24 protein-coding genes are annotated in these 25,301 nt (G+C 61.9%); 13 read left to right on the forward strand and 11 right to left on the reverse strand.

Going from position 1 to position 25,301, the window contains the following annotated elements; all coding sequences use genetic code 11:
* Nucleotides 1–176 precede the first annotated feature (176 nt).
* Genes M2497_RS22445 through aroC form a run of 3 tightly spaced genes read right to left on the reverse strand, consistent with a single transcriptional unit; the run spans nt 177 to nt 3,010 of the window.
* Nucleotides 177–707: an acireductone dioxygenase gene (locus M2497_RS22445; protein ID WP_179028425.1), complete on the reverse strand. Its 531-nt coding sequence runs from the start codon at nt 705–707 to the stop codon at nt 177–179.
* Nucleotides 704–1,867 (reverse strand): MFS transporter, encoded by a 1,164-nt coding sequence (locus M2497_RS22450; RefSeq protein WP_248483303.1) that lies wholly within the window; start codon nt 1,865–1,867, stop codon nt 704–706. Before M2497_RS22450 ends, M2497_RS22445 begins: the two co-directional genes overlap by 4 nt.
* A gap of 51 nt (nt 1,868–1,918) precedes the next feature.
* Complete coding sequence (aroC, locus tag M2497_RS22455) at nt 1,919–3,010, reverse strand: chorismate synthase (RefSeq protein ID WP_179040850.1); 1,092 nt, start codon at nt 3,008–3,010, stop codon at nt 1,919–1,921.
* A gap of 143 nt (nt 3,011–3,153) precedes the next feature.
* Between aroC and M2497_RS22460 the strand changes: the two genes are divergently transcribed.
* Nucleotides 3,154–4,116: an alpha/beta fold hydrolase gene (locus tag M2497_RS22460; protein ID WP_248483305.1), complete on the forward strand. Its 963-nt coding sequence runs from the start codon at nt 3,154–3,156 to the stop codon at nt 4,114–4,116.
* A 99-nt stretch (nt 4,117–4,215) separates the two neighbouring features.
* Nucleotides 4,216–5,022, forward strand: a complete 807-nt coding sequence (locus tag M2497_RS22465; RefSeq protein ID WP_248483307.1) for a hypothetical protein — start codon at nt 4,216–4,218, stop codon at nt 5,020–5,022.
* A gap of 148 nt (nt 5,023–5,170) precedes the next feature.
* Here M2497_RS22465 and prmB read toward each other — a convergent pair whose 3' ends face one another.
* Nucleotides 5,171–6,079 (reverse strand): 50S ribosomal protein L3 N(5)-glutamine methyltransferase, encoded by a 909-nt coding sequence (gene prmB, locus M2497_RS22470; protein ID WP_248483309.1) that lies wholly within the window; start codon nt 6,077–6,079, stop codon nt 5,171–5,173.
* Between the two features lie 239 nt (nt 6,080–6,318).
* Between prmB and M2497_RS22475 the strand changes: the two genes are divergently transcribed.
* The 5 genes from M2497_RS22475 to M2497_RS22495 all read left to right on the forward strand — a co-directional run bounded on the left by M2497_RS22475 (nt 6,319) and on the right by M2497_RS22495 (nt 9,102).
* Nucleotides 6,319–6,909: a cysteine hydrolase family protein gene (locus tag M2497_RS22475; protein ID WP_025855010.1), complete on the forward strand. Its 591-nt coding sequence runs from the start codon at nt 6,319–6,321 to the stop codon at nt 6,907–6,909.
* Nucleotides 6,910–7,051: 142 nt separating this feature from the next.
* The gene (locus M2497_RS22480) at nt 7,052–7,372 is read left to right on the forward strand and encodes a hypothetical protein (RefSeq protein WP_058424627.1); all 321 of its coding nucleotides are present in this window, start codon (nt 7,052–7,054) and stop codon (nt 7,370–7,372) included.
* 75 nt (nt 7,373–7,447) lie between these two features.
* A complete protein-coding gene (locus M2497_RS22485) occupies nt 7,448–8,005 on the forward strand; it encodes a Smr/MutS family protein (RefSeq protein ID WP_058424628.1) in 558 nt (185 codons plus the stop codon).
* Nucleotides 8,006–8,083: 78 nt separating this feature from the next.
* Entirely contained in the window at nt 8,084–8,629 is a 546-nt protein-coding gene (gene folE, locus M2497_RS22490; protein ID WP_003442011.1) for a GTP cyclohydrolase I FolE, read from the forward strand.
* Nucleotides 8,630–8,730: 101 nt separating this feature from the next.
* Nucleotides 8,731–9,102, forward strand: coding sequence for a glutathione S-transferase N-terminal domain-containing protein (locus tag M2497_RS22495; RefSeq protein WP_248483311.1), 372 nt, complete (start codon nt 8,731–8,733; stop codon nt 9,100–9,102).
* Between the two features lie 117 nt (nt 9,103–9,219).
* Here the strand turns inward: M2497_RS22495 and M2497_RS22500 are convergent, their stop codons facing one another.
* Genes M2497_RS22500 through M2497_RS22510 form a run of 3 tightly spaced genes read right to left on the reverse strand, consistent with a single transcriptional unit; the run spans nt 9,220 to nt 12,144 of the window.
* Entirely contained in the window at nt 9,220–9,528 is a 309-nt protein-coding gene (locus M2497_RS22500) for a hypothetical protein (RefSeq protein ID WP_248483313.1), read from the reverse strand.
* Complete coding sequence (locus tag M2497_RS22505; RefSeq protein WP_248483315.1) at nt 9,525–10,850, reverse strand: acyclic terpene utilization AtuA family protein; 1,326 nt, start codon at nt 10,848–10,850, stop codon at nt 9,525–9,527. Before M2497_RS22505 ends, M2497_RS22500 begins: the two co-directional genes overlap by 4 nt.
* A 1-nt stretch (nt 10,851) precedes the next feature.
* Nucleotides 10,852–12,144 carry a citrate:proton symporter gene (locus M2497_RS22510; protein WP_016976366.1) on the reverse strand — a complete coding sequence of 431 codons (1,293 nt, stop codon included), beginning with the start codon at nt 12,142–12,144 and terminating at the stop codon, nt 10,852–10,854.
* A gap of 111 nt (nt 12,145–12,255) precedes the next feature.
* On the opposite strand from M2497_RS22510, the gene M2497_RS22515 reads away from it, so the two are divergent.
* Entirely contained in the window at nt 12,256–13,158 is a 903-nt protein-coding gene (locus M2497_RS22515; RefSeq protein ID WP_248483317.1) for a LysR family transcriptional regulator, read from the forward strand.
* Between the two features lie 66 nt (nt 13,159–13,224).
* On the opposite strand, the gene M2497_RS22520 is transcribed toward M2497_RS22515, so the two are convergent.
* On the reverse strand, nt 13,225–13,827 hold the full coding sequence (locus M2497_RS22520) for a glutathione S-transferase family protein (RefSeq protein ID WP_248483319.1): 603 nt from the start codon (nt 13,825–13,827) through the stop codon (nt 13,225–13,227).
* 10 nt (nt 13,828–13,837) lie between these two features.
* Entirely contained in the window at nt 13,838–15,004 is a 1,167-nt protein-coding gene (locus M2497_RS22525) for a PLP-dependent aminotransferase family protein (RefSeq protein WP_248483321.1), read from the reverse strand.
* Between the two features lie 81 nt (nt 15,005–15,085).
* On the opposite strand from M2497_RS22525, the gene M2497_RS22530 reads away from it, so the two are divergent.
* From M2497_RS22530 to M2497_RS22540, 3 genes are all read left to right on the forward strand, one after another.
* A complete protein-coding gene (locus tag M2497_RS22530) occupies nt 15,086–15,520 on the forward strand; it encodes a MarR family transcriptional regulator (protein WP_071492751.1) in 435 nt (144 codons plus the stop codon).
* 244 nt (nt 15,521–15,764) lie between these two features.
* On the forward strand, nt 15,765–17,111 hold the full coding sequence (locus M2497_RS22535) for an NCS2 family permease (RefSeq protein ID WP_248483323.1): 1,347 nt from the start codon (nt 15,765–15,767) through the stop codon (nt 17,109–17,111).
* A gap of 12 nt (nt 17,112–17,123) precedes the next feature.
* Nucleotides 17,124–17,750, forward strand: a complete 627-nt coding sequence (locus M2497_RS22540; protein ID WP_248483325.1) for a LysE family translocator — start codon at nt 17,124–17,126, stop codon at nt 17,748–17,750.
* Here M2497_RS22540 and M2497_RS22545 read toward each other — a convergent pair.
* On the reverse strand, nt 17,740–22,959 hold the full coding sequence (locus M2497_RS22545; protein WP_248483327.1) for a DUF6543 domain-containing protein: 5,220 nt from the start codon (nt 22,957–22,959) through the stop codon (nt 17,740–17,742). The two genes, M2497_RS22540 and M2497_RS22545, sit on opposite strands and share 11 nt — an antisense overlap.
* Nucleotides 22,960–23,124: 165 nt before the next feature.
* Nucleotides 23,125–23,478, reverse strand: coding sequence for a hydroxyisourate hydrolase (gene uraH, locus M2497_RS22550; protein WP_248483329.1), 354 nt, complete (start codon nt 23,476–23,478; stop codon nt 23,125–23,127).
* A 345-nt stretch (nt 23,479–23,823) separates the two neighbouring features.
* Here uraH and puuE point away from each other — a divergent pair, with 345 nt between their 5' ends.
* Together puuE and uraD are read left to right on the forward strand one after the other, a co-directional pair.
* Entirely contained in the window at nt 23,824–24,750 is a 927-nt protein-coding gene (puuE, locus tag M2497_RS22555; protein WP_058424641.1) for an allantoinase PuuE, read from the forward strand.
* Nucleotides 24,747–25,262 (forward strand): 2-oxo-4-hydroxy-4-carboxy-5-ureidoimidazoline decarboxylase, encoded by a 516-nt coding sequence (gene uraD, locus M2497_RS22560; RefSeq protein WP_248483331.1) that lies wholly within the window; start codon nt 24,747–24,749, stop codon nt 25,260–25,262. Before puuE ends, uraD begins: the two co-directional genes overlap by 4 nt.
* The last annotated feature ends 39 nt before the right edge of the window (nt 25,263–25,301 follow it).

The raw sequence follows: 25,301 nt of genomic DNA on the forward strand, positions 1-25,301 counted from the left end.
CTTCTTCGGATTCCTCCTATTGACAGGTGACATAAACATTGATGCCGCAAAGGGTTACATAACGAATGGTATTAAGGCGCAGGCCCGCGCATAAACATCCGCGCCTTACAGAAGTTTAAGTTTCTTCCCACAGCAACTTCCAACCTTCAGGGGTTGTAGTTTTTGATAGGTGGGGATTAGTCGTCGAGGCCGGGGAAACGACTGGCAATATCGTCCTCGGTGAACTCCGGTATACATTCTTCAGCCGTATTGCACAGGCGCAGCGTGACAAAGTGCGGGTTCTCCCCCATGTCAATCCAGTGCGGCATACCGGCCGGGATCACAAGCAGGTCGTTTTTCTCACAACGCACGGCGTACACGTAATCGGCTATGTGCAGACAAAACAGCCCCTGGCCAGCAATGATGAACCGTACGGCATCTTCGCTGTAGCGGCGCTCGGCAAGAAAACCCGCGCGCACTTCGGCCTTCTGGAGATGATCCTCCGTCACCTTGAGCACCAGCGCATCTGCGTAGCCCAAGGCCTGAATCTGCGCCTTGTACGCCGCAATCAATTGCGCATCTGTGGCCCCCTTCTCGATGGGGACAGGCTGCCAACGCTCAAAACGCACGCCGTGCTCGGCCAGGGTCGCAACAATATCCTCGGAGTGGGTGAGGACCTTGTTCGGGGTGTCCGGTGAAGCAACGGAGTAGACGGCGACATAGCTCATTGAAGGGTTCCTTGGTTCTGCTCGTGCAATCGAAGACCGATGATAAGGGCGGCGGCCAGGGCCGCGACGCTCGCGATGCTGAACGTCAGGGTCGGCCCCAACAGGTTCCAGCTGTAGCCGGCATACAGCGCACCCAGCGCACCGCCGGTACCGGCCAGGGCGGCGTAGAGCGCCTGGCCCTGGCCTTGTTGCCGGTCACCAAAACTGCGTTGCACAAAGGCAATCGAGGCCGCATGAAAGCTGCCGAACGTGGCGGCGTGCATCACCTGCGCCAGCAACAGCACCCAGAAATACTCGGCAAACGACCCTAGCAGCAACCAGCGCAGCGCCGCCAACAGGAAACTCGCCAGCAGTACCCGACGTACCGAAAAGCGCGTGAGGATGCGGCTCATGCCGAGGAACATCAACACTTCCGCCACGACCCCCAGGGCCCACAGCATGCCGATCACACCGCGGCTGTAACCCAGGTGTTCCAGGTGCAGCGTCAGAAAGGTGTAATACGGACCGTGGCTCAGTTGCATCAATGCCACGCAGGCATAAAACGCCAGCACGCCGGGGCTGCGCAATTGCTTGAGGAAGCCGTCGCCCACCAGACGATTGCCGTGGGTGGTGGGCTGCGCATTCGGCACCCACAGGCTGGCGCCGATAATGCCCGCCATGATCACCACGACCACCACCGGGTAGATGTCCAGGCTCAGCCAGTCGAACAGGCGGCCCATGATCACCACGGTGAGGATAAACCCGATGGAACCCCACAGGCGGATCTGGCTGTAGCGCGCCGTCTGCTTTTGCAGGTGCGCAAGGGTGATCACTTCAAACTGCGGCAGTACCGCGTGCCAGAAGAACGCATGCAGCGCCATGACCAAGGCCAGCCAGGCGTAGGTGTGGCTGACGAAGATCAGCGAAAAACTCGCCAGGGTGCATACCGCGCCAAAACGCACGATGGCCAGGCGCCGGCCGGTGTAATCGCCCAGCCAGCCCCACAGGTTGGGCGCCACGCAGCGCATCAGCATGGGAATGGCCACCAGCTCGCCGATGCGCGCGCTGGAGAACCCCAGGTGATCGAAGTACAGCGCCAGGAACGGCGCAGTCGCCCCCAGGAGGGCGAAGTAGAACAGGTAGAAGCTGGAGAGGCGCCAGTATGGGAGAGATGAGGTCATGCTAGATGGGGCTGCTTCGCAGCCCAGCGCGAGCAAGCTCGCTCACCACAGTCACAGCTGGCCCAGCACCGGCGTACTCACGCGCACATCGGCGTTTTGCCCGCGATTGCGCAACAGGTGGTCCATCAACACGATGGCCATCATCGCTTCGGCGATCGGCGTGGCGCGGATGCCGACGCACGGGTCGTGGCGGCCTTTGGTGATCACATCCACCGGGTTGCCGTGCACATCGATGGAACGGCCCGGCGTGGTGATGCTCGACGTGGCCTTGAGCGCCAGGTGCGCCACGATCGGCTGGCCCGAGGAAATACCGCCGAGGATGCCGCCCGCGTTGTTGCTGAGGAAACCTTGCGGGGTCAGTTCGTCGCGGTGCTCGGTGCCACGCTGGGACACACAGGCAAAACCGGCGCCGATTTCAACGCCTTTGACCGCGTTGATGCTCATCAGCGCATGGGCGAGTTCCGCATCCAGGCGGTCGAAGATCGGTTCGCCCAGGCCCGGCTTCACGCCCTCGGCCACCACGGTGATCCTGGCGCCGACGGAATCCTGGTCGCGGCGCAACTGGTCCATATAGGCTTCCAGTTCCGGCACCTTGTCCGGGTCCGGGCTGAAGAAGGCGTTGTCCTCGACGCTGTCCCAGGTCTTGAACGGGATTTCAATCGGGCCCAGTTGGCTCATGTAGCCACGGATCACGATGCCCTGGGTGGCCAGGTATTTCTTGGCGATGGCACCGGCGGCCACACGCATGGCGGTTTCGCGGGCCGAACTGCGGCCGCCGCCACGGTAGTCGCGCTCGCCGTATTTGTGGTGGTAGGTGTAGTCGGCGTGAGCCGGGCGGAACAGGTCCTTGATCGCCGAGTAGTCCTTGGACTTCTGGTCGGTGTTGCGGATCAGCAGGCCGATGGAGCAGCCGGTGGTGCGGCCTTCGAACACCCCGGAGAGGATCTCGACTTCGTCGGGCTCCTGGCGCTGGGTGGTGTGGCGGCTGGTGCCGGGCTTGCGGCGGTCGAGGTCACGCTGCAGGTCTTCCAGGGACAGCTCGAGGCCTGGCGGGCAGCCGTCGACAATGGCGACCAACGCCGGGCCATGGCTTTCGCCCGCGGTGGTAACAGTGAACAGCTTGCCGAAGGTATTGCCGGACATGCAGGGCGCTCCGTGAAATCAGTTGAATCAAGTCAACCGTAATAACTTAAGGCGGCCAGTATACGCAGGCTAACCGAGTAGTTCATCCTCGAAACCTTACCGGTAGACCTTGGTCCAACCGGCACCTTCCTCATGATGGCGCGATGATGCTGCGAGTTCTGCTTTTGACCCTCACCCTGTTTTCCAGTGTTGGCTTCGCCGCCTCCCCTGTCGTGCTGCAAAGGCCCATCAGCCTGGACACCGGCAGTGGCGAGCTGTTTGGCTCACTCTTGTTGCCCAAATCCGATAAGCCAGTCCCGGTTGTACTGATCATCCCTGGCTCCGGCCCTACCGACCGCAACGGCAACAGTGCCGACGGCGCGCGCAACGACAGTCTCAAGCGCCTGGCCTGGGTGCTGGCGCGGCACAACATTGCCAGCGTGCGCTACGACAAGCGCGGCGTCGCGGCCAGCCTGGCGGCCACGCCGGATGAGCGCAACCTGACCCTGGATGCCTACGTGGCCGATGCCGTGGCCTGGGGCAAGCTGCTCAAGGCCGACACACGCCTGGGCCCGTTGATTGTGCTGGGTCACAGCGAAGGTGCCTTGGTCGCGGCTCTCGCCGCGCCGCAACTGGACCCGGCCGGCGTCATTTCGTTGTCCGGCAGCGCACGCCCGGTGGACCAGGTGATCCGCCAGCAGTTGGCCGATCACCTGCCCCCTGCCCTGTTGCTGCGCAGCAACGAGATCCTCGATCACCTCAAGGCCGGCCAGGTGGATGCTGATGTACCCGGCCCGCTGGAAGGCATTTTCCGCCCCAGTGTGCAGCCGTACCTGATCAGCCTGTTCCGTGCCGACCCTTCGGCCGCGTTCGCCCAGTTGCGCATGCCCGCGCTGATCATCCAGGGCACCAACGATATCCAGGTGGGTGTGGGCGACGCCCAGCAATTGAAAAAGGCCAAGCCCGACGCACAGCTGGCGGTGATCGAAGGCATGAACCACGTGATGCGCATCGTGCCCAACGACGTGAAGCAGCAATTGGCCTCGTACAACGATCCGCAACTGCCCCTTGCCGCCGAGCTGGGCAGCCGCGTCGTGCGCTTTATCGACGGACTTCAACCCCGTTAAGCGACAATTTGTCTCCAGTCCTGGGAAAAACGGCCGATAAGCCCTGGGTCGACAGCAAAAAGACTGTCGGCTCGCTGGGCTTGGACAGGATCGCGCCGCATGACAACCACTGAAGCAACACCGGAATCCACCGCCGATACCCCGGCTGAAAAAACCGAGGCCGTCGACGCGGCGCCCTTGCCGTGGGCGGAGGTCCAGGCCGAGCATTTCAAGATGCTGCGCCTGGCGCCCCTGGCCACCGACCGCGCCACCGGCGTGCGACCGTTGCGCTTCGTGCAGTTTGGCTACGCCGAGCGCAATGACAAACACCACAGCCTGCTGCGCATGGTGATCCAGCTGCCAGGGCAGCGCGTGCGCCGTGAGCAGAACCACCTGGACATCTGGGTCGACCACGACAAGCACCGCGTGCACTTCGGCCCGGGCAACAGCCTGGAAATCGAACCGGCCAACCGGGGTATCGGTCGCTTCCTGGTGGCCCAGGGCGCCGCGTGGGCGAAGAAGAAGTGGTCACACTACCGCGTCGACGGCGTCGACCTGGCCAACAAAGATGCGTTGAACGAGGCCACCCGCCTACGCCGTGATCACTTCCTGCGCATCCAGGGCTTTGATGTGGCCTACGCCGATGTGCAACACCTCAAAGGTAATGTGCAGCCGGGCAAGGTCGGCGATGTGCTGGACAGTTGGAACACCGAGAAGGTGCAGTTCGTGGAGATTCTCGAAGCCGCGCAGATGCTGCAACAGGCCGAGCAGAACCTGGCGGAGCAGGAAGTGAAACTGCGCAAGGAAGAGGAAAAGGTCACCAAGTTCAAGCGTGAGGACAGCGGGTTGCGCTTTACCATCACCTGCCTGGTGGCGTTTACAGTGTTTCAGGCGGGGTTGTTGATCTGGATTGCCACCCACCGCTGAAATGAGTCTATGCCTTGAAATAAGGTCTGAATGTGGGAGGGGGCTTGCCCCCGATAGCTGAGTGTCAGTATTTGGAGTAGCTGACTGATCCACCGCCATCGGGGGCAAGCCCCCTCCCACATTGGCCCTATTCGTTCAGTAAGGTGGGTTAAACGCGGGCGGCAAACACCGCCTGATGTTGACGGCATTGCTCAGCCGTCAACATGAACACCCCATGCCCACCGCGCTGGAAGTCCAGCCAGGCGAAGTCCACTTCCGGGTACAACGCCTCGACGTGCACCTGGCTGTTGCCCACTTCCACGATCAGCAAGCCCTTCTCGGTCAAGTGGTCTGCCGCTTCGGCCAGCATTCGCCGTACCAGGTTCAAGCCATCGTCACCACAGGCCAGGCCCAGCGCCGGTTCGTGTTGGTACTCATCCGGCATGTCGGCGAAATCTTCGGCATCCACATACGGCGGGTTCGACACGATCAGGTCAAAACGCTGGCCCGGCAGGCCGTCGAAACCGTCACCCTGCACGGTGTAGACGCGCTCATCGACGCCATGGCGCTCGATATTCTGGTTGGCCACTTCCAAGGCTTCGAAGGACAGGTCGCCCAGCACCACTTCGGCGTCCTGAAACTCGTAGGCGCAGGCAATACCGATGCAGCCGGAGCCGGTGCACAGGTCGAGGATGCGGGCGGGCGGCTGGGCCAGCCAGGGTTCGAAGCGGTTTTCGATCAGCTCGCCAATCGGCGAACGCGGGATCAGCACGCGCTCGTCGACAATGAACGACATGCCGCAGAACCACGCCTCATTCAATAGGTACGCGGTGGGTACGCGCTCATGGATGCGCCGATGCAGCAAACGTTGCACATGGGAGACTTCCTCTTCCTCCAGATTGCAGTCTAGATAACTGTCGGCAATTTCCCATGGCAGGTTCAAGGCGCCGAGCACTAATTGGCGGGCTTCGTCCCAGGCATTGTCGGTGCCATGCCCGAAAAACAGGTCTTCCCCATGGAAACGGCTGACAGCCCAACGAATATGGTCGCGCAACGTGCGCAGGCGGGATGTGATCACGGGGACAAGCTCCTGGAAAAAACGACTGGCGATTCTAACAGCCTTCACCTGTACCGACGATGTACGAAAACCTGCGCCCATCCGTCGGATTTCATCCAAATTGCCATCATTGCGTTAAACAGGCCCACCTCTTGACATGGCTGCACGTCAACAACGGCGTACCTTACGATGGTAGCGATTCACAGAACCGCTCAGCCAGTGGACAATGTCGCAAAAGCCCCCCTCACAGGAGCCCCAGAATGTCCGTTCCAAAGACGATGTTTCAACTCAGCGGTCGTGGTTACGCAGCAGCGAACCTCAGCCATGCGACCCTCGTGATCATCGACGCCCAGAAGGAATACCTCAGCGGCCCGCTCGCCCTCTCGGGCATGGACGCGGCCGTTGGTAACATCAAGCAACTGGTCGCCGCAGCGCGCAACGCCGGGCGCCCGATCGTGCATGTGCGTCACCTGGGCACCGTTGGCGGCTTGTTCGACCCTCAAGGCGAACGGGGTGAGTTCATCCCGGGCCTCGAGCCTGAGGGCGACGAAACCATCATCGGCAAACTGCTGCCCAGCGCATTTCACGGCACCGGCCTGGAAAAACACCTGCAGGACCTCGGTTCCCTGGATCTGATTGTCTGCGGTTTCATGAGCCACTCCAGCGTCAGCACCACCGTGCGTGCCGCCAAGAACCTGGGCTTTCGCTGCACCCTGGTGGAAGACGCCTGCGCCACCCGCGACCTGCCTTACAAAGGCGGCATCCTCAGCGCCGAGCACGTACAGCAGACCGAAATGGCCATCATGGCCGACAACTTCGCCACCCTGGCGTTGACCAAAGATCTGATCTGATCGACCTTCTGATGAGCGGTGCGGCAATGTTTATTGCCCCGCTCATCCGCAAAGCCTTTTCATTTGGCGCATTTACCCCTCGTCCCGGAACAACCTGTGTATTGTCCGGTCGAAGGGCCGATACCCTGGAGGAAAGGTCGGAATGAAGATATCCGATGGTTTTGATGCTCGTCGCTTGCGCCCCAAGGGCCCGAGCAACTGGCGTCTGCGCCTGGTGGCCGGCATCGCCGCGCTGCTGGCGATCGTAGGTCTGCTGTTGGCCGGCGCTGGTGGTGCCGGTCTGTCTGGTCACTCGCCGGCCCTTGGCGAGCTGAATGCCAGCCCTGGTGGCTCGGCTATCCTGCTGGGGATCGGGCTGCTGGTACTGTGGCTGGGCGTGTGGTTGTGGCGGCGCAGCCGTCGGAAAATGCGCCAGCCGTTGTCGCTTAATATCGCTTCGCACCTGATGAAAAAACACGACTGATGGCGCTTGGATAGCGTTTCCTGCGCCCCGGCCGCCGCGATTTAGGTAAACTGCCCGCCCTTCGCGGAGGCTGACATGCAAGACGACGATTTTTCCCTGTTCAAAAACGAGCTGCGCGGCGTCAAGCCGATCAAGCACGACCGCGCCGACACCGGCAAACCCAAGGCCGACCGCGCGCAGATCGCCAAGCTGCGCCAGGCCGCGACCGTGCGAACCGATGCCACCACCGTGGACGGCCTGTCGGACCAGTTCGTGATCGACGTGGGCCCCGAAGACGAGCTGATGTGGGCCCGCGACGGTGTGCAGGAAAGCCAGATGCGCAAGCTCAAGATCGGCCAGATCCCGTTCGAAGGCAGCCTCGACCTGCACGGCATGACCGTGGAAAAAGCCCGGGAGACCCTGTGGGCCTTTCTCGCCGAAGCCACCAAGTTCGAAATCCGCTGCGTGCGCGTCACCCATGGCAAGGCCGTGCGGCTGGACGGCAAGCGGCCGATGATCAAGAGCCACGTCAACACCTGGCTGCGCCAGCATGCCCAGGTACTCGGCTTTACCTCGTGCCAGGCTCGTCACGGCGGCGCGGGGGCGGTGTATGTGATGCTCAAGCGGACCATGATGGAAGGGCGCGACGAATAACAAGTGCCATCGTCAGGCTTGCAGCGATGTGCCCGCCACCGTAACCTTGCGCTTTGCGAAAATCCCACAGGTAGTTTCATGTCCCTGGAACAGAATTACACCGCGATCCTCGGCCAACTCGGCGAGGACGTTTCCCGCGAGGGCCTGCTCGACACGCCAAAGCGTGCCGCCAAGGCGATGCAGTACCTCTGCCGCGGCTATGAGCAGACACTGGAAGAAGTCACCAACGGTGCCTTGTTCAGCTCCGACAACAGCGAAATGGTGCTGGTCAAGGACATCGAGTTGTACTCGCTGTGCGAACACCACCTGCTGCCGTTCATCGGCAAGGCCCATGTCGCGTATATCCCGAGCGGCAAAGTGCTGGGCCTGTCCAAGGTCGCGCGGATTGTCGACATGTATGCGCGCCGCCTGCAGATCCAGGAGAACCTCAGCCGCCAGATCGCCGATGCGGTGATGCAAGTCACCGGCGCCCTGGGCGTGGCCGTGGTGATCGAGGCCAAGCACATGTGCATGATGATGCGTGGCGTGGAGAAACAGAATTCTTCGATGATCACTTCGGTGATGCTGGGTGAGTTCCGCGAAAACGCGGCGACCCGCAGCGAATTCCTCAGCCTGATCAAGTAACAGGCTGCGTAGGAAAAGACCGGCGCTCATCGCCGGTTTTTTTTCGCCCGCAGAATTCAGGTAAGCTGCCGCCCCTCAGTTATGGGCAAGAGGTTTACACCATGTTGGTCAAAGCACTTCGAGTCGGCCTCGGCCAGATCATCATCGCGGGCGACTTCCTGACCCGTCCCCGCAAAAAACAGCGCCCCGCCGAACAGCAGGCGCAGGTGAATGCAGCGGCCAAGGAACTGACCCTGTATCAGTTCCACGCCTGCCCGTTCTGCGTGAAGACCCGTCGCACCCTGCGCCGCCTGAATGTGCCGGTGGCGTTGAAGGACGCGAAGAACAACGCGCAGGACCGCCAGACCCTGCTGGAGCAAGGCGGCAAGATCAAAGTGCCGTGCCTGCGTATTGAAGAGAATGGCCAGACCACCTGGATGTATGACTCCAAGGTGATCATCGACTACCTCGACAAGCGTTTCGCTGCGGTCTGACAGACACTGGATGACCAATGTGGGAGGGGGCTTGCCCCCGATGGCGGTGTATCAGTCAACTTATGTGTGACTGACACTCTGCTATCGGGGGCAAGCCCCCTCCCACATTTACGGTATTTACAGGTCGAGATCCAATAATGCAGAGCCCAGGCACTTGCCATGGGCATCCAGCGCCAGCGAGCGGGTGACACCACCACGCAGAATGCCCGGCAGAACGAAGTTCAGTGCCTGCACATTCGCCAGCTCATAGCGCCGCACCGGTGCGGCGCCTGGCTCCAGTTGGTCGACAAAGAACGCGGCCACGCGCTCAACCGTCAGCTGTGCGCAGAGCAATGGGTAATCCTCGGCACGATAGGCAATGATCGAAATGTTCGACGTGTCGCCCTTATCCCCGGTACGGGAATGGGCCAGTGTGTGCAGCTTCATGCTTCGATCCTCGGTTTGACCGCATCACGCGGCAGCAGCAACGACGCCACCGCCACCACCTGCCGCACGCTCTTGCTCGCGCCGCCGCCACCAGACGGGCCGTTGGTGTAAAGGGTTTCCACTTCGTTGCCGACGCGCACCGCTTCGCTGCGCTCTTCACAACGAGCCGCCACGCGCAGGCGCACTTCCCAGGGCTCCACCGTGCTGCGCGGGCCGTGCAGCGAGTCCATGCCGATCAATTCGGCACGCACGTCCTGCATCTTCACCCCCATCAACTCAAGGCGCTTGAGCACGACATCCCGCGCCAGCTGTGCCCGAGCGACAGCACCAGGGCCACCGTAGGACATCTGCCCTTCACCGATCCATCCGTCCAGATAGCCAACACTCACCTTCAACTGTGCGGGACGCGAGCGCCCCCCAGCACCTTGGGCACGAACGCGATCCGCGCCCTCCTCGACAAAGCCCACCTGGGAAAAGTCGGCTGTAACATCCGGCGTCAGATAGGCCGCAGGGTCATGCACTTCGTAGATCAGTTGCTCGGTGCAGGTGGCACAGCTGACCCGACCACCGGAGCCGGTGACCTTGGTGATCACGGCTTCACCGTCGGCATCAATCTCGGCCAGCGGGAAACCCAGGCGCGCCAGGTCATCCACATCCTTGAAACCCGGATCGGCAAAATACCCACCGCTGACTTGCCCGGCACATTCGAGCAGATGCCCCACCAAGGTGCCGCGCCCCAGGCGCAGCCAATCGTCCGCTGCCCAGCCGAACTCAAACATCTGCGGTGCCAGGAACAGCGAGGGGTCGGCCACGCGCCCGGTGATCACCACGTCCGCATCGACGTGTAATGCCTGCAGAATGCCGTCGACGCCCAGGTAGGCATTCGCTGAGATCAACCGTTCACCCAAAGAGCCGACGGTCTGGCCGTTATCCAGCAAAAACTCGGGCTGCAACATCGTCAACACGTCGTCGCCCACCACAGCGAGTACCTTGAGATCCAGGCCCAACTCAACAGCAATTCGCCGCACTTCGGCCGCCGCCGAGACTGGATTGGCCGCGCCCATATTGGTGATCACCCGCAGGCGACGGCGCCCGGTCTGCACACCCACAAACGGCAGCACCCGGCGCATGCGCTCACTCAACAGCGGATCGTAACCGCCTTGCGGATCGCTGATACGCGCCTGTTGCGCCAAAGCGATGGTGCGTTCAGCCAGGCATTCGAATACCAGGTAATCCAGGTCGCCGTGTTCGGCCAACTCGACCGCAGGTTCGATACGGTCGCCGGAATAGCCGGCACCGGAACCGATGCGCAAGGTTTTCATCTCAAATCACTCCCAGGAGCAACGCGGTCAGGGTCATCAACACCGACGCGGCAAACAGAAACGGAATGGTGAAGCGCTGGTGATCGGCCAGTTCGATCTTGCACAGGCCCACCAACAGGAAGGTCGCAGGGGTCAGTGGGCTGACCGGGAAACCGGTGGTGTGCACCCCCAGCAACGAGGCCTGGGCCACTTGCAGCGGGTCGACGCCCAGGGCCTTGCCGACTTCAGCGATCACCGGCATCACGCCGAAATAGTAGGAATCGGGGTCGAACAGCATGCTTAACGGCATGGAAATAAAACCCACCACCGCCGGAATCAACTTGCCGTGACCCGCCGGAATCTGCGCCACCGCCACTTCGGCGATGGCCTTGAGCATGCCGGTGCCTTGCATGATCCCGGTGAACACCCCGGCGGCCAACAGGATACTGGCCATGGTCAGGGCGGTCTTGGCATGGGCATCGATGCGGGCACGCTGGGCATCCACGTTCGGGTAGTTGATGCACAACGCCACTACGGTGCCGAGCATGAACATCACCACCGGGTCGACCCAGCCGGCAATCATCACCACCATCACCAGCACGGTGAGGATCAGGTTGACCCAGAACAGGCGCGGGCGACGCAGCTTGATGTCGTCGTCGCTGAGCACCCGTTGCGGCACCGCATCCACCGTGGAGCCGGCGCCGAGACCCAGGCGTTTTTCTTCGCGACGGCCCAGCCACCAGGCACAGGCAAACACGAAGATCAGGCCGACGATCTGCACCGGGATCAGCGGCTGGAACAGGTCCGCCACCGGCACGTGCAGGGCCGCTGACGAGCGCAGCACCGGCCCGGTCCACGGCAGGAAGTTGACACCGGCGGCCATCGCACAGACGCAGGCGAGGATGCGTTTATCGATGCCCAGCCGCGTATACAGCGGCAACATCGCCGGCACCGTCACCAGGAACGTCACCGCGCCGGAGCCGTCCAGGTGCACCAACAGCGCAAGGGTCGCGGTGCCTACAACAATGCGTGTAGGACGCGTCCCTACCGTGCGCAGGATGCGATCAATAATGGGGTCAAGCATGCCGGCATCGGTCATGATCCCGAAAAACAGAATCGCAAAGACGAACATGCCGACCACGGGGGCGACGTTCTTGATCCCGGTGATGATGAAGGCGCTGGTTTGCAGGCCGAACCCGCCGAGCAGTGCGGCAATGATCGGCAAGGCGATCAGGGCCACCAGCGGCGAGAGACGTTTGCTCATGACGGCAGCGAGCAGGCACAGGATGGTGATGACACCCAGGGTAGCGAGCATGGGTTACTCCAGAGCGGCCTTTTTGGCCGGTTATTGTTTTCCCTGGAGTATTGGAAGCAGGTTAGTCTTTGTAAATTGGAATATTCACCCGCTAGTGTTCGGAAAAACAAAATGAAGAACAGTATCCAACACATTCAGGCGTTTCTGGCGGTGGCACGTACTGGCAGCTTCACCAAGGCGGCCAATGAGCTGCATCTGTCGCCTTCTGCGCTGACGGTGCAGGTGCAACAACTGGAAGACTGGCTCGGCGTCGCCTTGCTCGACCGCAGCCCGCGCCACGTCAGCGTCACCGTCGCCGGCCAGGAGGCCCGCGGGCCGATGGAAAAACTGTTGCTGGACCTGGACAACATCGTCAGCGGGTCCCGCGACCTGGCGGCGTTGCGCCGAGGCGTGGTGACCATCGCCGCCCTGCCCTCGGTCTGTGCCGGCAGCCTGCCGCCGGTGCTGCGCCTGTTTCGCGAGCGTTTTGCAGGAATCGAAGTGCGCCTGCATGACCTGGTCGCCCATCGCATTCATGCCCAGGTGCGTTCCGGTGAGGTGGATTTCGGCATTGGCGTGCGCGCACGGCTCAGCCATGGGCTGGAATTCGTGCCGGTGCTGAACGATCGCCTGTGTGCGTTCGTACCGGTGGATCACCCCCTCACCCGCCATCGCAAACTGACCCTGGAACAACTGGCGGACCAGCCGATCATCCTCACTGGCCGCGACAGCAGCGTGCGTGAGCAAGTGGATGCGCTTTTCGATGAGACACGCCTGACGATGAACGCGGGCATGGAAGCCAACTACATGTCGACGGTATTGGCGCTGGTGCGCCAGGGGCTGGGGATCAGTGTGCTGCCGGAATCGGCGGCGGACAGCCTGGCGGGGTTGAAACGCATCCCCATCGATCATCCCGGGGTGAACCGCGAGATCGGGTTGATCAGTCGCAGCGGGATGGGCCTAAGCCCTGCTGCACAGCGTTGTTTCGACTTGCTGAACGAACAACTGAATGTGGGAGGGGCTTGCCCCCGATAGCAGAGTGTCAATCACACATAAGTTGACTGATACACCGCAATCGGGGGCAAGCCCCCTCCCACACGTTTAACCGAGCATAGGCACATGCTTGGGATGGCTGGCCACACGCTGCAACCACGCCTGCACCGCCGGATAAGCCTCCAGCTCAAAACCACCCTCATTCGCCACATGGGTATAGGCATACAAGGCCACATCCGCGATGGAGAACTGCTCGCCCACCAGGTACGGCGTCAACTGCAGTTGGCGTTCCATGACCTTGAGCGCCTTGTAACCGCCTTTGTGCAGCTTCTTGTATTCCTCCAGGCGGTCTTCGGGCAGGCCCAGGTAAAACTGGATAAACCGCGCCACCGCAATGTACGGCTCATGGCTGTACTGCTCGAAGAACTGCCACTGCAACACCTGGGTGCGCAGACGCGGTTCGCTGGGCAGGAACTCGCTGCCATCGGCGAGGAAGTTGAGGATCGCGTTGGATTCCCACAGGCAGGTGCCGTCTTCCAGCTCCAGCACGGGGATCTTGCCGTTGGGGTTCTTCGCCAGGAACTCGGCGGTCTGGGTGTCACCCTTGAGGATGTCCACATCGATCCATTGGTAGGGAATGCCCAGCAGGCTGAGCATCAATTTGACCTTGTAGCAGTTGCCCGACTTGTAATCGCCATAAACCTTGTACATGGGGCTCCCCTTATGCCGCTTGCGCGTGCTGTGCTTGACGGACCACCGCGGCCAGGCGCTTGAGACCTTCATCCAAACGGGCCGGGTCGATATGGCTGAAATTGAGCCGCAACGAGCCAAGATGTTGGTCCGGCTCGGAAAAGAACGGTTCACCGGGCATGAACGCAACGTTCTGGTCGAGCGCTTGAGCCAACAAGGTGCGGGTGTCGAGCGGCTGTTTCAAGGTCAGCCAGAAGAATAATCCGCCCTGGGGCATCTGCCAGTCGGCCAGCTCGGCGAAGTGACGCTCCAGCGCCGACTGGAAGGCATCGCGGCGCTCGCGATAAAAGCTGCGCAGTTGCGCCAGGTGCTGCTGGTATTTTTCCGTGCCGATCCACTGCATGGCCTGCCATTGGCCGACGCGGTTGGTGTGCAGGTCCGCCGATTGCTTGAGCTTGAGCAGGTGCGGGAACAGGTCCGGGCTGGCGATCAGATAGCCCACGCGCAGGCCCGGCAACAGGGTCTTGGACACGGTGCCGGTGTAGATCCAGCTGGCTTTTTTCAGGCGCCCGACGATGGGTTTGGCGCTGCCGCCGTCGAAGGTCAGTTCGCGGTAGGGTTCGTCTTCGATCAGGGTCACGCCGAATTCGTCGAGCAAGGCGGCAACGGCCTCGCGCTTGGCCTCGCTGTAGCGCACGGCCGAGGGGTTCTGGAAAGTCGGGATCAAGTAAATGAACGCCGGACGATGGCGTTCAAGGTTGGCCCGCAACGCGCTCAGGTCCGGACCGTCGGCTTCCAGTGGCACGGTGAGGCAATCGGCGCCGAACAGTTGGAAGATCTGCAACGCGGCCAGGTAGGTCGGGCCTTCCAGCAGGATCTGCGTGCCCTTGTCGATGTACAGCTTGGCCGCCAGGTCGAGGGTCTGCTGGGAGCCGCTGACCACCAGCACCTGGCTGGCCTGGCACGGCACGCCCAGGGCACGCGCCTCGGCGGCGAGCAGTTCGCGCAGCTGCGGTTCGCCTTCGCTCATGCCGTATTGGCCGATGTTCAGCGGCATGTCGTCCCAGTTCAAGGCAGGCAACATGGCTTCGGCCGGCAGGCCTCCGGCGAACGACATCACTTCCGGACGCTGGGCCGCCGCGAGGATTTCACGGATCAGGGAGCTTTTGAGGCGCGTAACACGTTCAGAGAAGGCCATGGGGTCACCGGTAGCGAAGACTGTGGGAAATACGTCAAACTGGTTGACCGAAATTACGACGACTCGCACGGATACGTCAATATGCTTGACCTTAAAAACCCCACCGCCCAGCAGGCCGCCATGGAAGCGTTCTTCTTCGGCTACCAAGCGTTTACCGCCAAGGCCGACGAAATGCTCGAGCGCCGTGGGCTGAGCCGGGTGCACCAGCGCATTGTGTTTTTCATCGCGCGCTACCCGGCGTTGAGCGTGAAGGAACTGCTGGAGTTGCTCGGTGTGAGCAAGCAGGCATTGAACATCCCGCTGCGGCAATTGCAGGAGATGCACCTGGTCAACAGCGTCGCGTCCGAGACAGACAAGCGCAAACGCCTGCTGGAGTTGACCGAAGAAGGCCTGCGTTTCGAACAGTCACTGCGCCGCGAACAGGTGAAATTGCTGCAACGTGCCTTCAGTGACGCGGGCGAAGACGCGGTAGTTGGATGGCTGGCGGTGAATCAGGCGCTCGCCAATCAACCCTGATGCGGTGGTGACGCTCCTGGGGCCGCTACGCGCCCCAACGCGGGGCAAGCCCGCTCACCACGCAATCGTATGGTTGCCTTTCATCTATTTCGTGCAGCAAATAGAAAACATTATTTGCTTTATTTGTATACAAAAGCATAATTCGCTTCGTGCGAGTTCCTGACCTATTGGTCAACAAACCCGCCAGTACCTCTCAGCGCTTCGGCGCTGACCATAACAATAAAATGCTTGAGGAGTACTCGCTGTGGATAGCCGCAAATCCGAAGCCTCGACGCTGGACCTTGCCCCCTCACCGAACGGCTGGCTGGAACGCCTGTTCAAACTGCGCTTGCATGGCACCACAGTGAAGACCGAGCTGATCGCCGGCCTCACCACCTTCATCACCATGGCCTACATCATCTTCGTCAACCCCAACATCATGGCCGATGCGGGCATCGATCACGGTGCGGCGTTCGTCGCCACCTGCATCGCCGCCGCACTCGGTTGCCTGTTGATGGGCCTGTACGCCAACTGGCCGGTGGGCCTGGCGCCAGGCATGGGTTTGAATGCATTTTTCACCTACACCGTGGTCGGCACCATGGGCTACACCTGGCAGACCGCGCTCGGCGCCGTGTTTATCTCCGGCGTGCTGTTCATGTTTCTGACTCTGTCGCGGGTACGTGAATGGCTGCTCAACAGCATCCCCGTGAGCCTGCGCCACGCCATGGGGGCCGGCGTCGGCCTGTTCCTCGGGGTGATCGGCCTGAAGACCGCCGGCATCATCGTCGAAAGCCCGGCGACCTTGATCAAGCTCGGTTCGCTGCATGAGCCGGCGCCATTGCTGGCGGCGGTGTGCTTCCTGCTGATCGCCATCCTCAGCTACCACCGCGTGTTCGGCGCCATCCTGATCAGCATCATCGCTGTGACACTGGCCGGCTGGGGCCTGGGGCTGGTGCACTACAACGGCTTTATCTCCACACCGCCAAGCCTGGCGCCGACCTGGATGGCGATGGATGTGGCAGGTGTATTCAATGTCAGCATGATCAGCGTGGTATTTGCTTTTCTTTTTGTACACATGTTCGACACTGCAGGTACACTGATGGGCGTCGCGCAACGGGCCGGATTGGTCAATGCCGACGGCAAGATCGACAACCTGTCCCGCGCATTGAAGGCCGACAGTGCCTCCAGCGTGTTCGGTGCCATGGTCGGCGTGCCGCCGGTGACCAGCTACGTGGAAAGTGCTGCGGGCGTAGCCGCAGGTGGCCGTACCGGGTTGACCGCCGTGACCGTCGGCGTGCTGTTTGTGGCCGCGATGTTTTTTGCACCGCTGGCCGGGATGATTCCAGCCTATGCCACCGCGGGTGCGCTGATTTACGTGGCAATGCTGATGATGGCGAGCATGGCCCATATCAATTGGGATGAAGCCACCGACAGCATCCCGGCGATTGTCACCGCGATCATGATGCCGCTGACATTCTCGGTCGCCGATGGGATTGCCCTGGGGTTTATCACCTACGTGGCGCTCAAGGCCGGTACGGGCAAGTACCGCGAGATTTCCGTCAGCCTGTGGGTGCTGTGCGCGATTTTCATCGCGAAATTCATATTTCTATAAGAGGTGTTAGGCATGAGTCTGGAAACCTGGTTGTTGTTCAGTGGCGCGGCATTGGTGGTGATCCTGATCCCCGGGCCGCTGTCGTTGTTGATGATCAGCAACAGCCTCAACTATGGCTTGCGCCGCTCCTACCCCGCATTTCTCGGTGGCGTAAGCGCCTCGATCTGCCTGCTCAGCGCTTCGGCGCTCGGCCTGGGTGCCCTGCTGCTGGCCTCGGAACACCTATTCAGCGCGCTGAAGATCGTCGGCGCGTTGTACCTGTTTTACCTCGCCTGGCAGAGTTGGCAGCAGTCGCGCCAGCCAAGCCAGGGCGCCGACGTTCCACAGGCCGCGCCGACCCCACGCTTTCGCGCCTTGTTCGGGCGGGCGTTTGTGCTGGGCGCCAGCAACCCCAAGGACATCCTGTTCTTTGCCGCGTTCCTGCCGCAGTTTCTCAACAGCCAGCAGCCGTTCCTGGCGCAGTTGCTGATCATGATCGCCACCTGGACCGTGCTCGACCTGCTGTGCAAGCTGGCCTACGGCTTGAGTGCCCACGGCGCTGCGCGCTACCTGCGCAGTGGCAAGGGCCAGGGCTGGTTCAACCGGATCAGCGCCGGGCTGTTCGGTGGCGCAGGCGCGCTGTCGTTGCTCAAGAGCTGACCCCGCCGAACTTGACGAAAAACACCGTCGGGTTGGAACGCGATGTCCACTGGATACCGGCAATGATCTTGACCAGGCGGTTCTGATTCAATGCCCGACTGATCTCGGGCATATGCTCCGAATAGGTACGCGCCACACTGCGCCGCCTGAACCATTCGTCAGTCAATTGCACGCTGGTGGCGGACCGCAGGTTAACGGTGCTGTTCTTCACCCAGCGCGTGAGCACGTAGTACCTGGCGTTGGATTTGGGGTGCGTGCAGAAGTAATCCACCGAGTACTGCCCGCCCATGCGTTTTTCGATCGAGTGGATGACAAACCCTTGTTGTTCCAGCATCCGGGCAATCACCGCCTGCACCACCTGGGCCCTGGCACTGGCGTTTTCGCGGGTGCTCACGCGCAAGGAGGGATCAAGGGGCGCTGGCAGGGTGAAGTCCATGCGCGTAAACCCCGGTGAACGGCCTTCATAGCCAATGTAGAAAGCCAGGCGCCGTCGGCTGTAGGTCGGACGCAACATTTTCAGCAGGTCATCGGTGTGGCCCACGGCACCGGGGGCGAGCCAGTCATCCAGGGTGGCGCGGAGGGTCAACAGATGGCTGGCGGTCACCTCACGGCCGGTGTCGGCCAACTCAATCAAGCGCTCACAGGCGGAGCGCCGGCTGAGTTCCCTCATGCGGGGAAACACTCGGCCCATGGTGTTTTCCAGCGGCTCCAGGAACAGCACCGGCCGCGCCTTCCAGAGGCCATCGGCGCCCAGCGTCGCAGGAATCGGCTGCTCACTGAAGCCGGCGCCCAACCAGAAGTGAATGTCGGTGGCCGCTTGCGGAGCCAGCGCCCGATTACGGGTGAGAAAGATAATGCTCTGGAACGACGAATTGGTCCCCTCGGGCAGCAACCGGAACAAACGCCCGTCTTGGCGCAGCACATCGAAGGCCCGCTCCCCCTCCCCGCCCGACACGCGGAAGATCCCGCGCTCGGGCAACAGGTCTGTCAGCACCCATCGCGAATCGAACGCCCACCCCTGCCCCGCACCGGGCAGATGGGCGGCGCGGCCCACGTGTTCCTGCAGCATCGCATGAGAAGGCGGCGACCACTCCTGGGCGCTGGGGGTTGTAGCCCACGGCCGCCACATCTCGGTACTGGGTCCCGGCTGCGGCTGGGGTGGCGGGGCATCGGCGCCAAGCAGCCATTCCCCGGGTTCCTCGATGTGCAGAATCAGCTCGTTTTGCACATCGTCCTGCGGGTGCTTGAGACGCAGCACCTGTTCATCCTGGCGTCGATAGACCGGGTATTGATGGGTATCGTCGAGCACAAATTGCTCGCCACCCTTGACGTAAGTGCCCCGATTACCCGGCCCCTGCAACTCGATGGCTGCGCTTGGCGGCAGGTCCTTGCGAAACCGTTCCAGCGCCTTGGCCGGCAGGGTCGTCGACGGTTTGAGCGCAGACAGCCCGCCGCCGACCAACCCATGACGACGGTGCAGCCGGCCCAGGGCACCGCGCATCGACGCGCGCGCGGCGGCCACGCCTGTCACCCGCGCACCTTTTGGCCCGGGAATGAACGCGGTCAGCACATCCACAAAGCCCAGCAGCGTGACAAACACCAAGTCAACGGCGTCACTGGGATGGCGGCTGTGATGAAAGCGCCTGGCCGCCAACAGAATCTCGTAAAGGCTGACCCCCAGGCCGATCACCGGTACGAACGACAGCAACCCACGCAGCGTAGCCGCGTGTTGCTCGCCCAAGCGATCTTGCCGGTAGGCCTCCAATGTTCTGGCCGATACGGCGCGCCCCTGTGCGCGGTGCTGGATTTCGAGCATCCGCGCGTGCGCCAACAGTGCCAACGTATGACTGGCGGGGGTTGCACTGAAGTCGAGCCAGGCGTTCGGGGCGGCGGCGATCTGCTCGTTGATCTGCGCCTGGATATCCTCCACGGCCACCGACGGCACGCGGTGCTTGACCTTGAACGAGCGTATGAACCGGGCGATGGCCTCGACCGTTTCCAGCACATAGAACCCACGCACCGGAGCAAACACCAGTCTGGTTCCACCGGTAGCCACCATCGCCCCCCCGCTGCCGACGACGGGGTAACTGGCGATGGCCTGCGTCTCCCACCCCGGTGCCACCTGATGGGCCAGGGCTTTCACATTGGCCGGGGTTGCCCAAGCCTTGTTCAAAGCAGCGACAGCCTGCTCCCGGCTCGTGTACTCGGCAATGGCCGGGCCATCCACTGCGGCGGGCCAGTACACCAGCCACAACCCTGCCGATTCGTCGTGGGTCACCAGCACCCCGGCGATATGCCGGTCGTGTTCCAGGGTATGCCCGCACAGGCGCACGAAGTGCAATCGCAGGCGATGGCCGTTGCCGTTCAGATCGGCCACCGCCTGCGCCGCCATCAGGGTGTTGAACACACTCTGGGCCTTGGCACTCAGGCCCTGCCTTGCCGCCGAAAACCCATGCATACGCGCCTGCTGGCGCAGTACCCGGTCAATCAGTCCACCAGGCAACGTTGGGGGCGCGCAAGCGGGCGGATAAAACACTTGCTGGATCAACGTGTCATAGCGCCCGCCGATATCCAGGGCTGCCAGGGTCTTGATCAAGTAACGGCTATTCAAGCGCTGCTGCCACTGCGGCGCCAGGTAGCGCGCGCGGTTCAAGCGCCACTCGGTCCAGGGCGCCTGGGCATCCAGATTGTGCAGGGCCAACTGCAACAGGCTGAATGTAGTGCGTTGCGGACTGACGACTTTCTTGATATCCCGCTCGCCCACCCCGCACTGGCTGGTCCACCCGCAGAAGTAGGCGCTGACGTCATCGGGCATATCGAGCAAGGGCTGATCGATATCCACCTCCGGGTACAACCCATCCAGCTTCAATTGAGCGATCAGCAGCTTACGTGCGAACGCCTCCAACTCCGGCAATTCACGCCAGAGCTTGGCTTCGAATGCCTGGGCACTGCTCAAGTAATGCAGCTGTAATCGTCGGTAGGCATTGCGCTGATCGGCCTGCGCCTGGCCCAGCCATGCCGGCAGTTTATTCGCCTGGGCGGCGGCGAACCGCAGCAGCTCCAGGTTGGCCATGGCCTCGGTCAAGGCGTCATGCGCCGGCACCTGTAGGTGCTCGCGCATCTCGGCGGCCAACAGCATCCGGATCAGCGCCGGGTCGCGGACTTCACTGAAAAGCCGCAAGCCCTGGTCCAGTCCCTGGTCGAGCCTGGCGTAGTAGTTGATCAGTTCAGTGAGCCCATGGTGCAGCACATGTTCCTCAAGCACTTCGTACGTCACCGTGATGTCAGACGCAGTCTTCAGCGCCTGGCGCCGATCACGCCCCACGCACTGCCAGAGGGGCGAGCCGTCGCGACTGCACAGGCTAACCCGCAGGCGCTCGGATAGCGTCTCCAGGTCGTCGAATGCAGCCAGCCCGCCGAAGCGCCCGGCCACACACAGCAGCACTGGCTGCGTCCGCACCGGGGTGGCGTGGGCCTGTTTAGTCGTCACTACGAACGCCCCCAGCATCCCCTCGCCGCCCAACAGCACCCGCAGCACGCAGGTATCGCTGCCGTTGCGATCGCTGGCATGGGGCTTGTTCAACACTTCGACCAGGCGCTGCAAGGGCGCCTCGGCCATCAGTTTCAAATGCTGCAGCCGTTGCACCTCCTGCAACAACGCCTCGCGCTGGGCGATCAACAACAAGGTGGTACGGTTGCGCGTGTCGTCTGGGTGTTCCAGCCAGAATGCCGGGCTCAGCAGGCGCTCATCTGCCCCGAGTGACAGGGCCTGCACCGCATCAGTCTGTGCTTGCCATTGCCCATTGAGCGTGACCAATGCGTCATAGGCCGTGCTCTCCCGGCTCGGGTCCTGTGGGTCGAGCAGCGTCATGAGGCGCTTTTCGTAGCGCTCCACCTGCTGTTCGCGGCTGCGCAAGGCCAGTCCGGACGGCAGCTGGCCGAGGATGATTTCTGCCGCACGCCGCGTTGCATCCCAACCCAACAAGGTCCCCAGGGAAGCGCCCAGGTGCTCCGCGATCGCCAGTCGGTCCCGGCCTTTTTCGATAAACCGCAGGAAGCGCGCCGTGTCACGCCCCAGTGAAGCCGGCGCCGCTAACGTCGCGTGATTGATCGACAACGCGCACGCCAGCTCGTTGTCCCATTGCGCATCAAGCACGGCGATTGCACTGTGCTGCAAGGCATCGCCGCTCAGCGCAGCGCCACGCGCCAACTGCGTCTCGCCGCGACAGACTTCGTGGCGACGGCGTAGCGGCAAGCACTGCCACAAGACACTGAACAACGCGCCGTTCAACAGGCTCGCCAAACCGCGTTGCACCTGTTCCCAAGCACTGAACTCATAGAATGCGCGGGCCATCCCTGGTAGATAGATCACGTGGGGCGCCTGCTGCGCCGCGCCCTCACGGTACAAGTGCAGGGCGCCGGGAATGGCCAGCGCCGTCTGAAACGTGCCGGGCCACAGTACTGTGCCGACGCGCACGCCAGCCCAATCGCCGCCAGCGCGCTGGCGTGCCTCTTCGGAAGGCGCATCCGCCAACTGCTGCACCAACGCCCAACCCGCATCCGACAGTTCATCCAACTGGTGCGCCAGGAAGCCCGCGTCGATGAACAAACGCTTGCGCAATTGCACCCAACGCGCCTGGCGCGTCAACCACGAGCCGTACGCCAAATACTGCCAGTATTCACGCACCTGGTTGTCGAGCCGAGCCATCAACCCCAGCCCCTTGACCCGCTCCAGCGCCTGCAGGGCGGTAAAAGGCAGTTTGCGCGCAGGGTCGTCCTTGAGGCTCAGCGCGGTGTACTGGTTAAGGTTGATCGGCAAGGACGGATCGCTGAACAACGCCAGCGCGCGCTCGGTCAGACTGTCGACTTTCTGCGCGGGACGTGGCGGCAGGGGCTCGGTGAACAGCAGGGTGTCCGGATCCAGGCCAAAGGCTTCCTGCAACGCGAAACGAATCACCCGCAACAGCCGTGGCGCCCTGCCTATCAGACGCTTGAGCGCCTTTGAGGATTCGATACAGCGCGTGTTCACGAGGTGCCATTGGTTGATCAGCCGGCTGGGTTGGGCGGATGCGTTGAGGCGGCGCGTCAGCAAGCGGCGAACGGCTTGATCACGGGCCTCACTGGCCTGAATGGGATTGTCGAGATCAAAGGGTTCGGCGGTGACAGTGTCCGGTGCCGAGACTACGGGGTTGAGGGGATCAGAGCTCATGACGGCGTCTTCTTGTACGAAAGACGCCGAGCCTAGGCCTCATCCCTCTAAGGTGTGCGCCACATAATTGAACGGGCGGGCGGGCAAATGCCAGGCAAAAAAAAGCCCGCAGTGTGCGCGGGCGAAACCAACGAAGAGCTTTGGGGGTGTGAAGCGAGGTGACGCTCAGCTACCGCGATAGGTGGAGTAGCTGTAGGGCGAAATCAGTAGCGGGACATGGTAGTGATCCTGCTCGGCGCTGATACCGAAGCGCAGCACCACCACATCGAGGAAGGCCGGCTCCGGCAGTTGCACGCCGCGGGCGCGATAGTAATCACCGGCGCTGAACTGCAATTGGTACACGCCGCTGCGGTAGTCGTCACCTTGCAACAGCGGTGCGTCGCAGCGGCCGTCGCTGTTGGTCTGCGCGGTGGCCACCAGTTCCAGCTGCACGCCTTCGACGCGGTACAGCTCAACCTTGATTGCGCTGCCGGGGCAGCCGTGTGCGGCGTCCAATACGTGTGTGGTCAAGCGTCCCATGGCGTCTGCGCGCCTCCTGTGGTCAGTAGAAAAGTGATCCGCACTTTTTCAGGGCATCGAAAAAGCCGGTGATGATCGATTAAGACACTTTTTAAAAAAATTGTACACAATAAAAATCACAAACTCTCAGAACAGCCTACTGCCATTGCTCAACAGGGCAATCTGCGCGTTATCCTTGCTTTTGAAAGACCTTTTGTCCATTAGCTGACCAACCAGGCAAGTTTCTTGCTGCACCTCTGGTCTAGCGCTACGCCGAAAAAATGCAGAAATGTAGGCTTACAAAGTGCGCGATAAGTTGTATACAATCACTCATCGCTACTACGACGAACAAGAAGGAAGACTGCAGTGAGCGCTGACTACCCACGCGACCTGATCGGTTACGGCAGTAACCCTCCTCACCCCCACTGGCCGGGCAAGGCGCGCATTGCGCTGTCTTTCGTACTCAATTACGAAGAAGGCGGCGAGCGCAATATCCTGCACGGCGACAAAGAATCCGAAGCGTTCCTTTCGGAAATGGTCTCGGCCCAGCCGCTGCAAGGCGCGCGCAACATGAGCATGGAGTCGCTGTACGAATACGGCAGCCGTGCCGGCGTGTGGCGCATCCTCAAGCTGTTCAAGGAATTCGACATCCCGCTGACCATCTTCGCCGTGGCCATGGCCGCACAACGCCATCCGGATGTGATCCGCGCCATGGTCGACGCCGGCCATGAGATCTGCAGCCACGGCTACCGCTGGATCGACTACCAATATATGGACGAGGCCCAGGAGCGCGAGCACATGCTCGAAGCCATCCGCATCCTCACCGAACTCACCGGCGAACGCCCCCTGGGCTGGTACACCGGGCGCACCGGCCCCAACACCCGGCGGCTGGTGATGGAGGAAGGCGGCTTCCTCTATGACTGCGACACCTACGACGACGACTTGCCCTACTGGGAACCCAACAACCCCACCGGCAAGCCGCACCTGGTGATCCCCTACACCCTGGACACCAATGACATGCGCTTCACCCAGGTTCAGGGTTTCAACAAGGGCGATGACTTTTTCGAGTACCTCAAAGACGCCTTCGACGTGCTCTACGCCGAAGGGGCCGAGGCGCCGAAAATGCTTTCCATCGGCCTGCACTGCCGCCTGATCGGCCGCCCGGCGCGCCTGGCGTCGCTGAAGCGCTTTATCGAATACGTCAAAGGCCATGAGCAGGTGTGGTTCACTCGCCGCGTCGACATTGCCCGCCACTGGCAGGAAACCCACCCCTACACGGGAGCGGCCAAATGACTGCGTTCCACAGCCTGAAACCCTCAACCCTGAGCCGCGATGCGTTTGTCGCCGCCTTCGCCGATATCTACGAACACTCGCCATGGGTGGCCGAAAAGGCCTTCGATCTGGGCCAGGATGCTTCGATCGACCAGATCGAAACCCTGCACCAGCGCATGAGCGACATCCTGTTGAGCGCTGATCATGCCCGCCAACTGGCGCTGATCAACGCTCACCCGGACCTGGCCGGCAAAGCCGCCGTCCAGGGCCAACTGACCCAAGCCAGCACCGATGAACAAGCTGGCGCGGGGATTCACCAATGCACGGCCGAAGAGTTCTCGCGCTTCACCGAGCTGAACGACGCCTACAAGGCCAAGTTCAAGTTTCCCTTCATCATGGCGGTAAAAGGCAGCAACCGGCACCAGATCCTCGCCGCGTTCGAAACGCGCATCCATAACTCGGTGGACACCGAGTTCAAGTGCGCGCTGGACGAGATCAACAAGATCGCGTTGTTCCGTTTACTGACCCTCTAAACGACCATCCCCAGCCACTCTATTCAAGGCAGACAAGAA

Source organism: Pseudomonas sp. CYM-20-01 (assembly GCF_023169845.1).
Classification (GTDB): domain Bacteria; phylum Pseudomonadota; class Gammaproteobacteria; order Pseudomonadales; family Pseudomonadaceae; genus Aquipseudomonas; species Aquipseudomonas azotoformans.

Bases quoted from the DNA above. Each gene is read 5' to 3' on its own strand.
- M2497_RS22525 (WP_248483321.1), bottom strand. From the start codon at position 15,004: ATGGCCTTCTCTGAACGTGTTACGCGCCTCAAAAGCTCCCTGATCCGT.
- M2497_RS22475 (WP_025855010.1), top strand. From the start codon at position 6,319: ATGTCCGTTCCAAAGACGATGTTTCAACTCAGCGGTCGTGGTTACGCA.
- folE (WP_003442011.1), top strand. From the start codon at position 8,084: ATGTCCCTGGAACAGAATTACACCGCGATCCTCGGCCAACTCGGCGAG.
- aroC (WP_179040850.1), bottom strand. From the start codon at position 3,010: ATGTCCGGCAATACCTTCGGCAAGCTGTTCACTGTTACCACCGCGGGC.
- M2497_RS22445 (WP_179028425.1), bottom strand. From the start codon at position 707: ATGAGCTATGTCGCCGTCTACTCCGTTGCTTCACCGGACACCCCGAAC.
- M2497_RS22530 (WP_071492751.1), top strand. From the start codon at position 15,086: ATGCTTGACCTTAAAAACCCCACCGCCCAGCAGGCCGCCATGGAAGCG.
- M2497_RS22505 (WP_248483315.1), bottom strand. From the start codon at position 10,850: ATGAAAACCTTGCGCATCGGTTCCGGTGCCGGCTATTCCGGCGACCGT.
- M2497_RS22450 (WP_248483303.1), bottom strand. From the start codon at position 1,867: ATGACCTCATCTCTCCCATACTGGCGCCTCTCCAGCTTCTACCTGTTC.
- M2497_RS22460 (WP_248483305.1), top strand. From the start codon at position 3,154: ATGATGCTGCGAGTTCTGCTTTTGACCCTCACCCTGTTTTCCAGTGTT.
- M2497_RS22520 (WP_248483319.1), bottom strand. From the start codon at position 13,827: ATGTACAAGGTTTATGGCGATTACAAGTCGGGCAACTGCTACAAGGTC.
- M2497_RS22495 (WP_248483311.1), top strand. From the start codon at position 8,731: ATGTTGGTCAAAGCACTTCGAGTCGGCCTCGGCCAGATCATCATCGCG.
- uraH (WP_248483329.1), bottom strand. From the start codon at position 23,478: ATGGGACGCTTGACCACACACGTATTGGACGCCGCACACGGCTGCCCC.
- M2497_RS22510 (WP_016976366.1), bottom strand. From the start codon at position 12,144: ATGCTCGCTACCCTGGGTGTCATCACCATCCTGTGCCTGCTCGCTGCC.
- M2497_RS22545 (WP_248483327.1), bottom strand. From the start codon at position 22,959: ATGAGCTCTGATCCCCTCAACCCCGTAGTCTCGGCACCGGACACTGTC.
- uraD (WP_248483331.1), top strand. From the start codon at position 24,747: ATGACTGCGTTCCACAGCCTGAAACCCTCAACCCTGAGCCGCGATGCG.
- M2497_RS22540 (WP_248483325.1), top strand. From the start codon at position 17,124: ATGAGTCTGGAAACCTGGTTGTTGTTCAGTGGCGCGGCATTGGTGGTG.
- M2497_RS22500 (WP_248483313.1), bottom strand. From the start codon at position 9,528: ATGAAGCTGCACACACTGGCCCATTCCCGTACCGGGGATAAGGGCGAC.
- M2497_RS22480 (WP_058424627.1), top strand. From the start codon at position 7,052: ATGAAGATATCCGATGGTTTTGATGCTCGTCGCTTGCGCCCCAAGGGC.
- M2497_RS22515 (WP_248483317.1), top strand. From the start codon at position 12,256: ATGAAGAACAGTATCCAACACATTCAGGCGTTTCTGGCGGTGGCACGT.
- M2497_RS22465 (WP_248483307.1), top strand. From the start codon at position 4,216: ATGACAACCACTGAAGCAACACCGGAATCCACCGCCGATACCCCGGCT.
- M2497_RS22485 (WP_058424628.1), top strand. From the start codon at position 7,448: ATGCAAGACGACGATTTTTCCCTGTTCAAAAACGAGCTGCGCGGCGTC.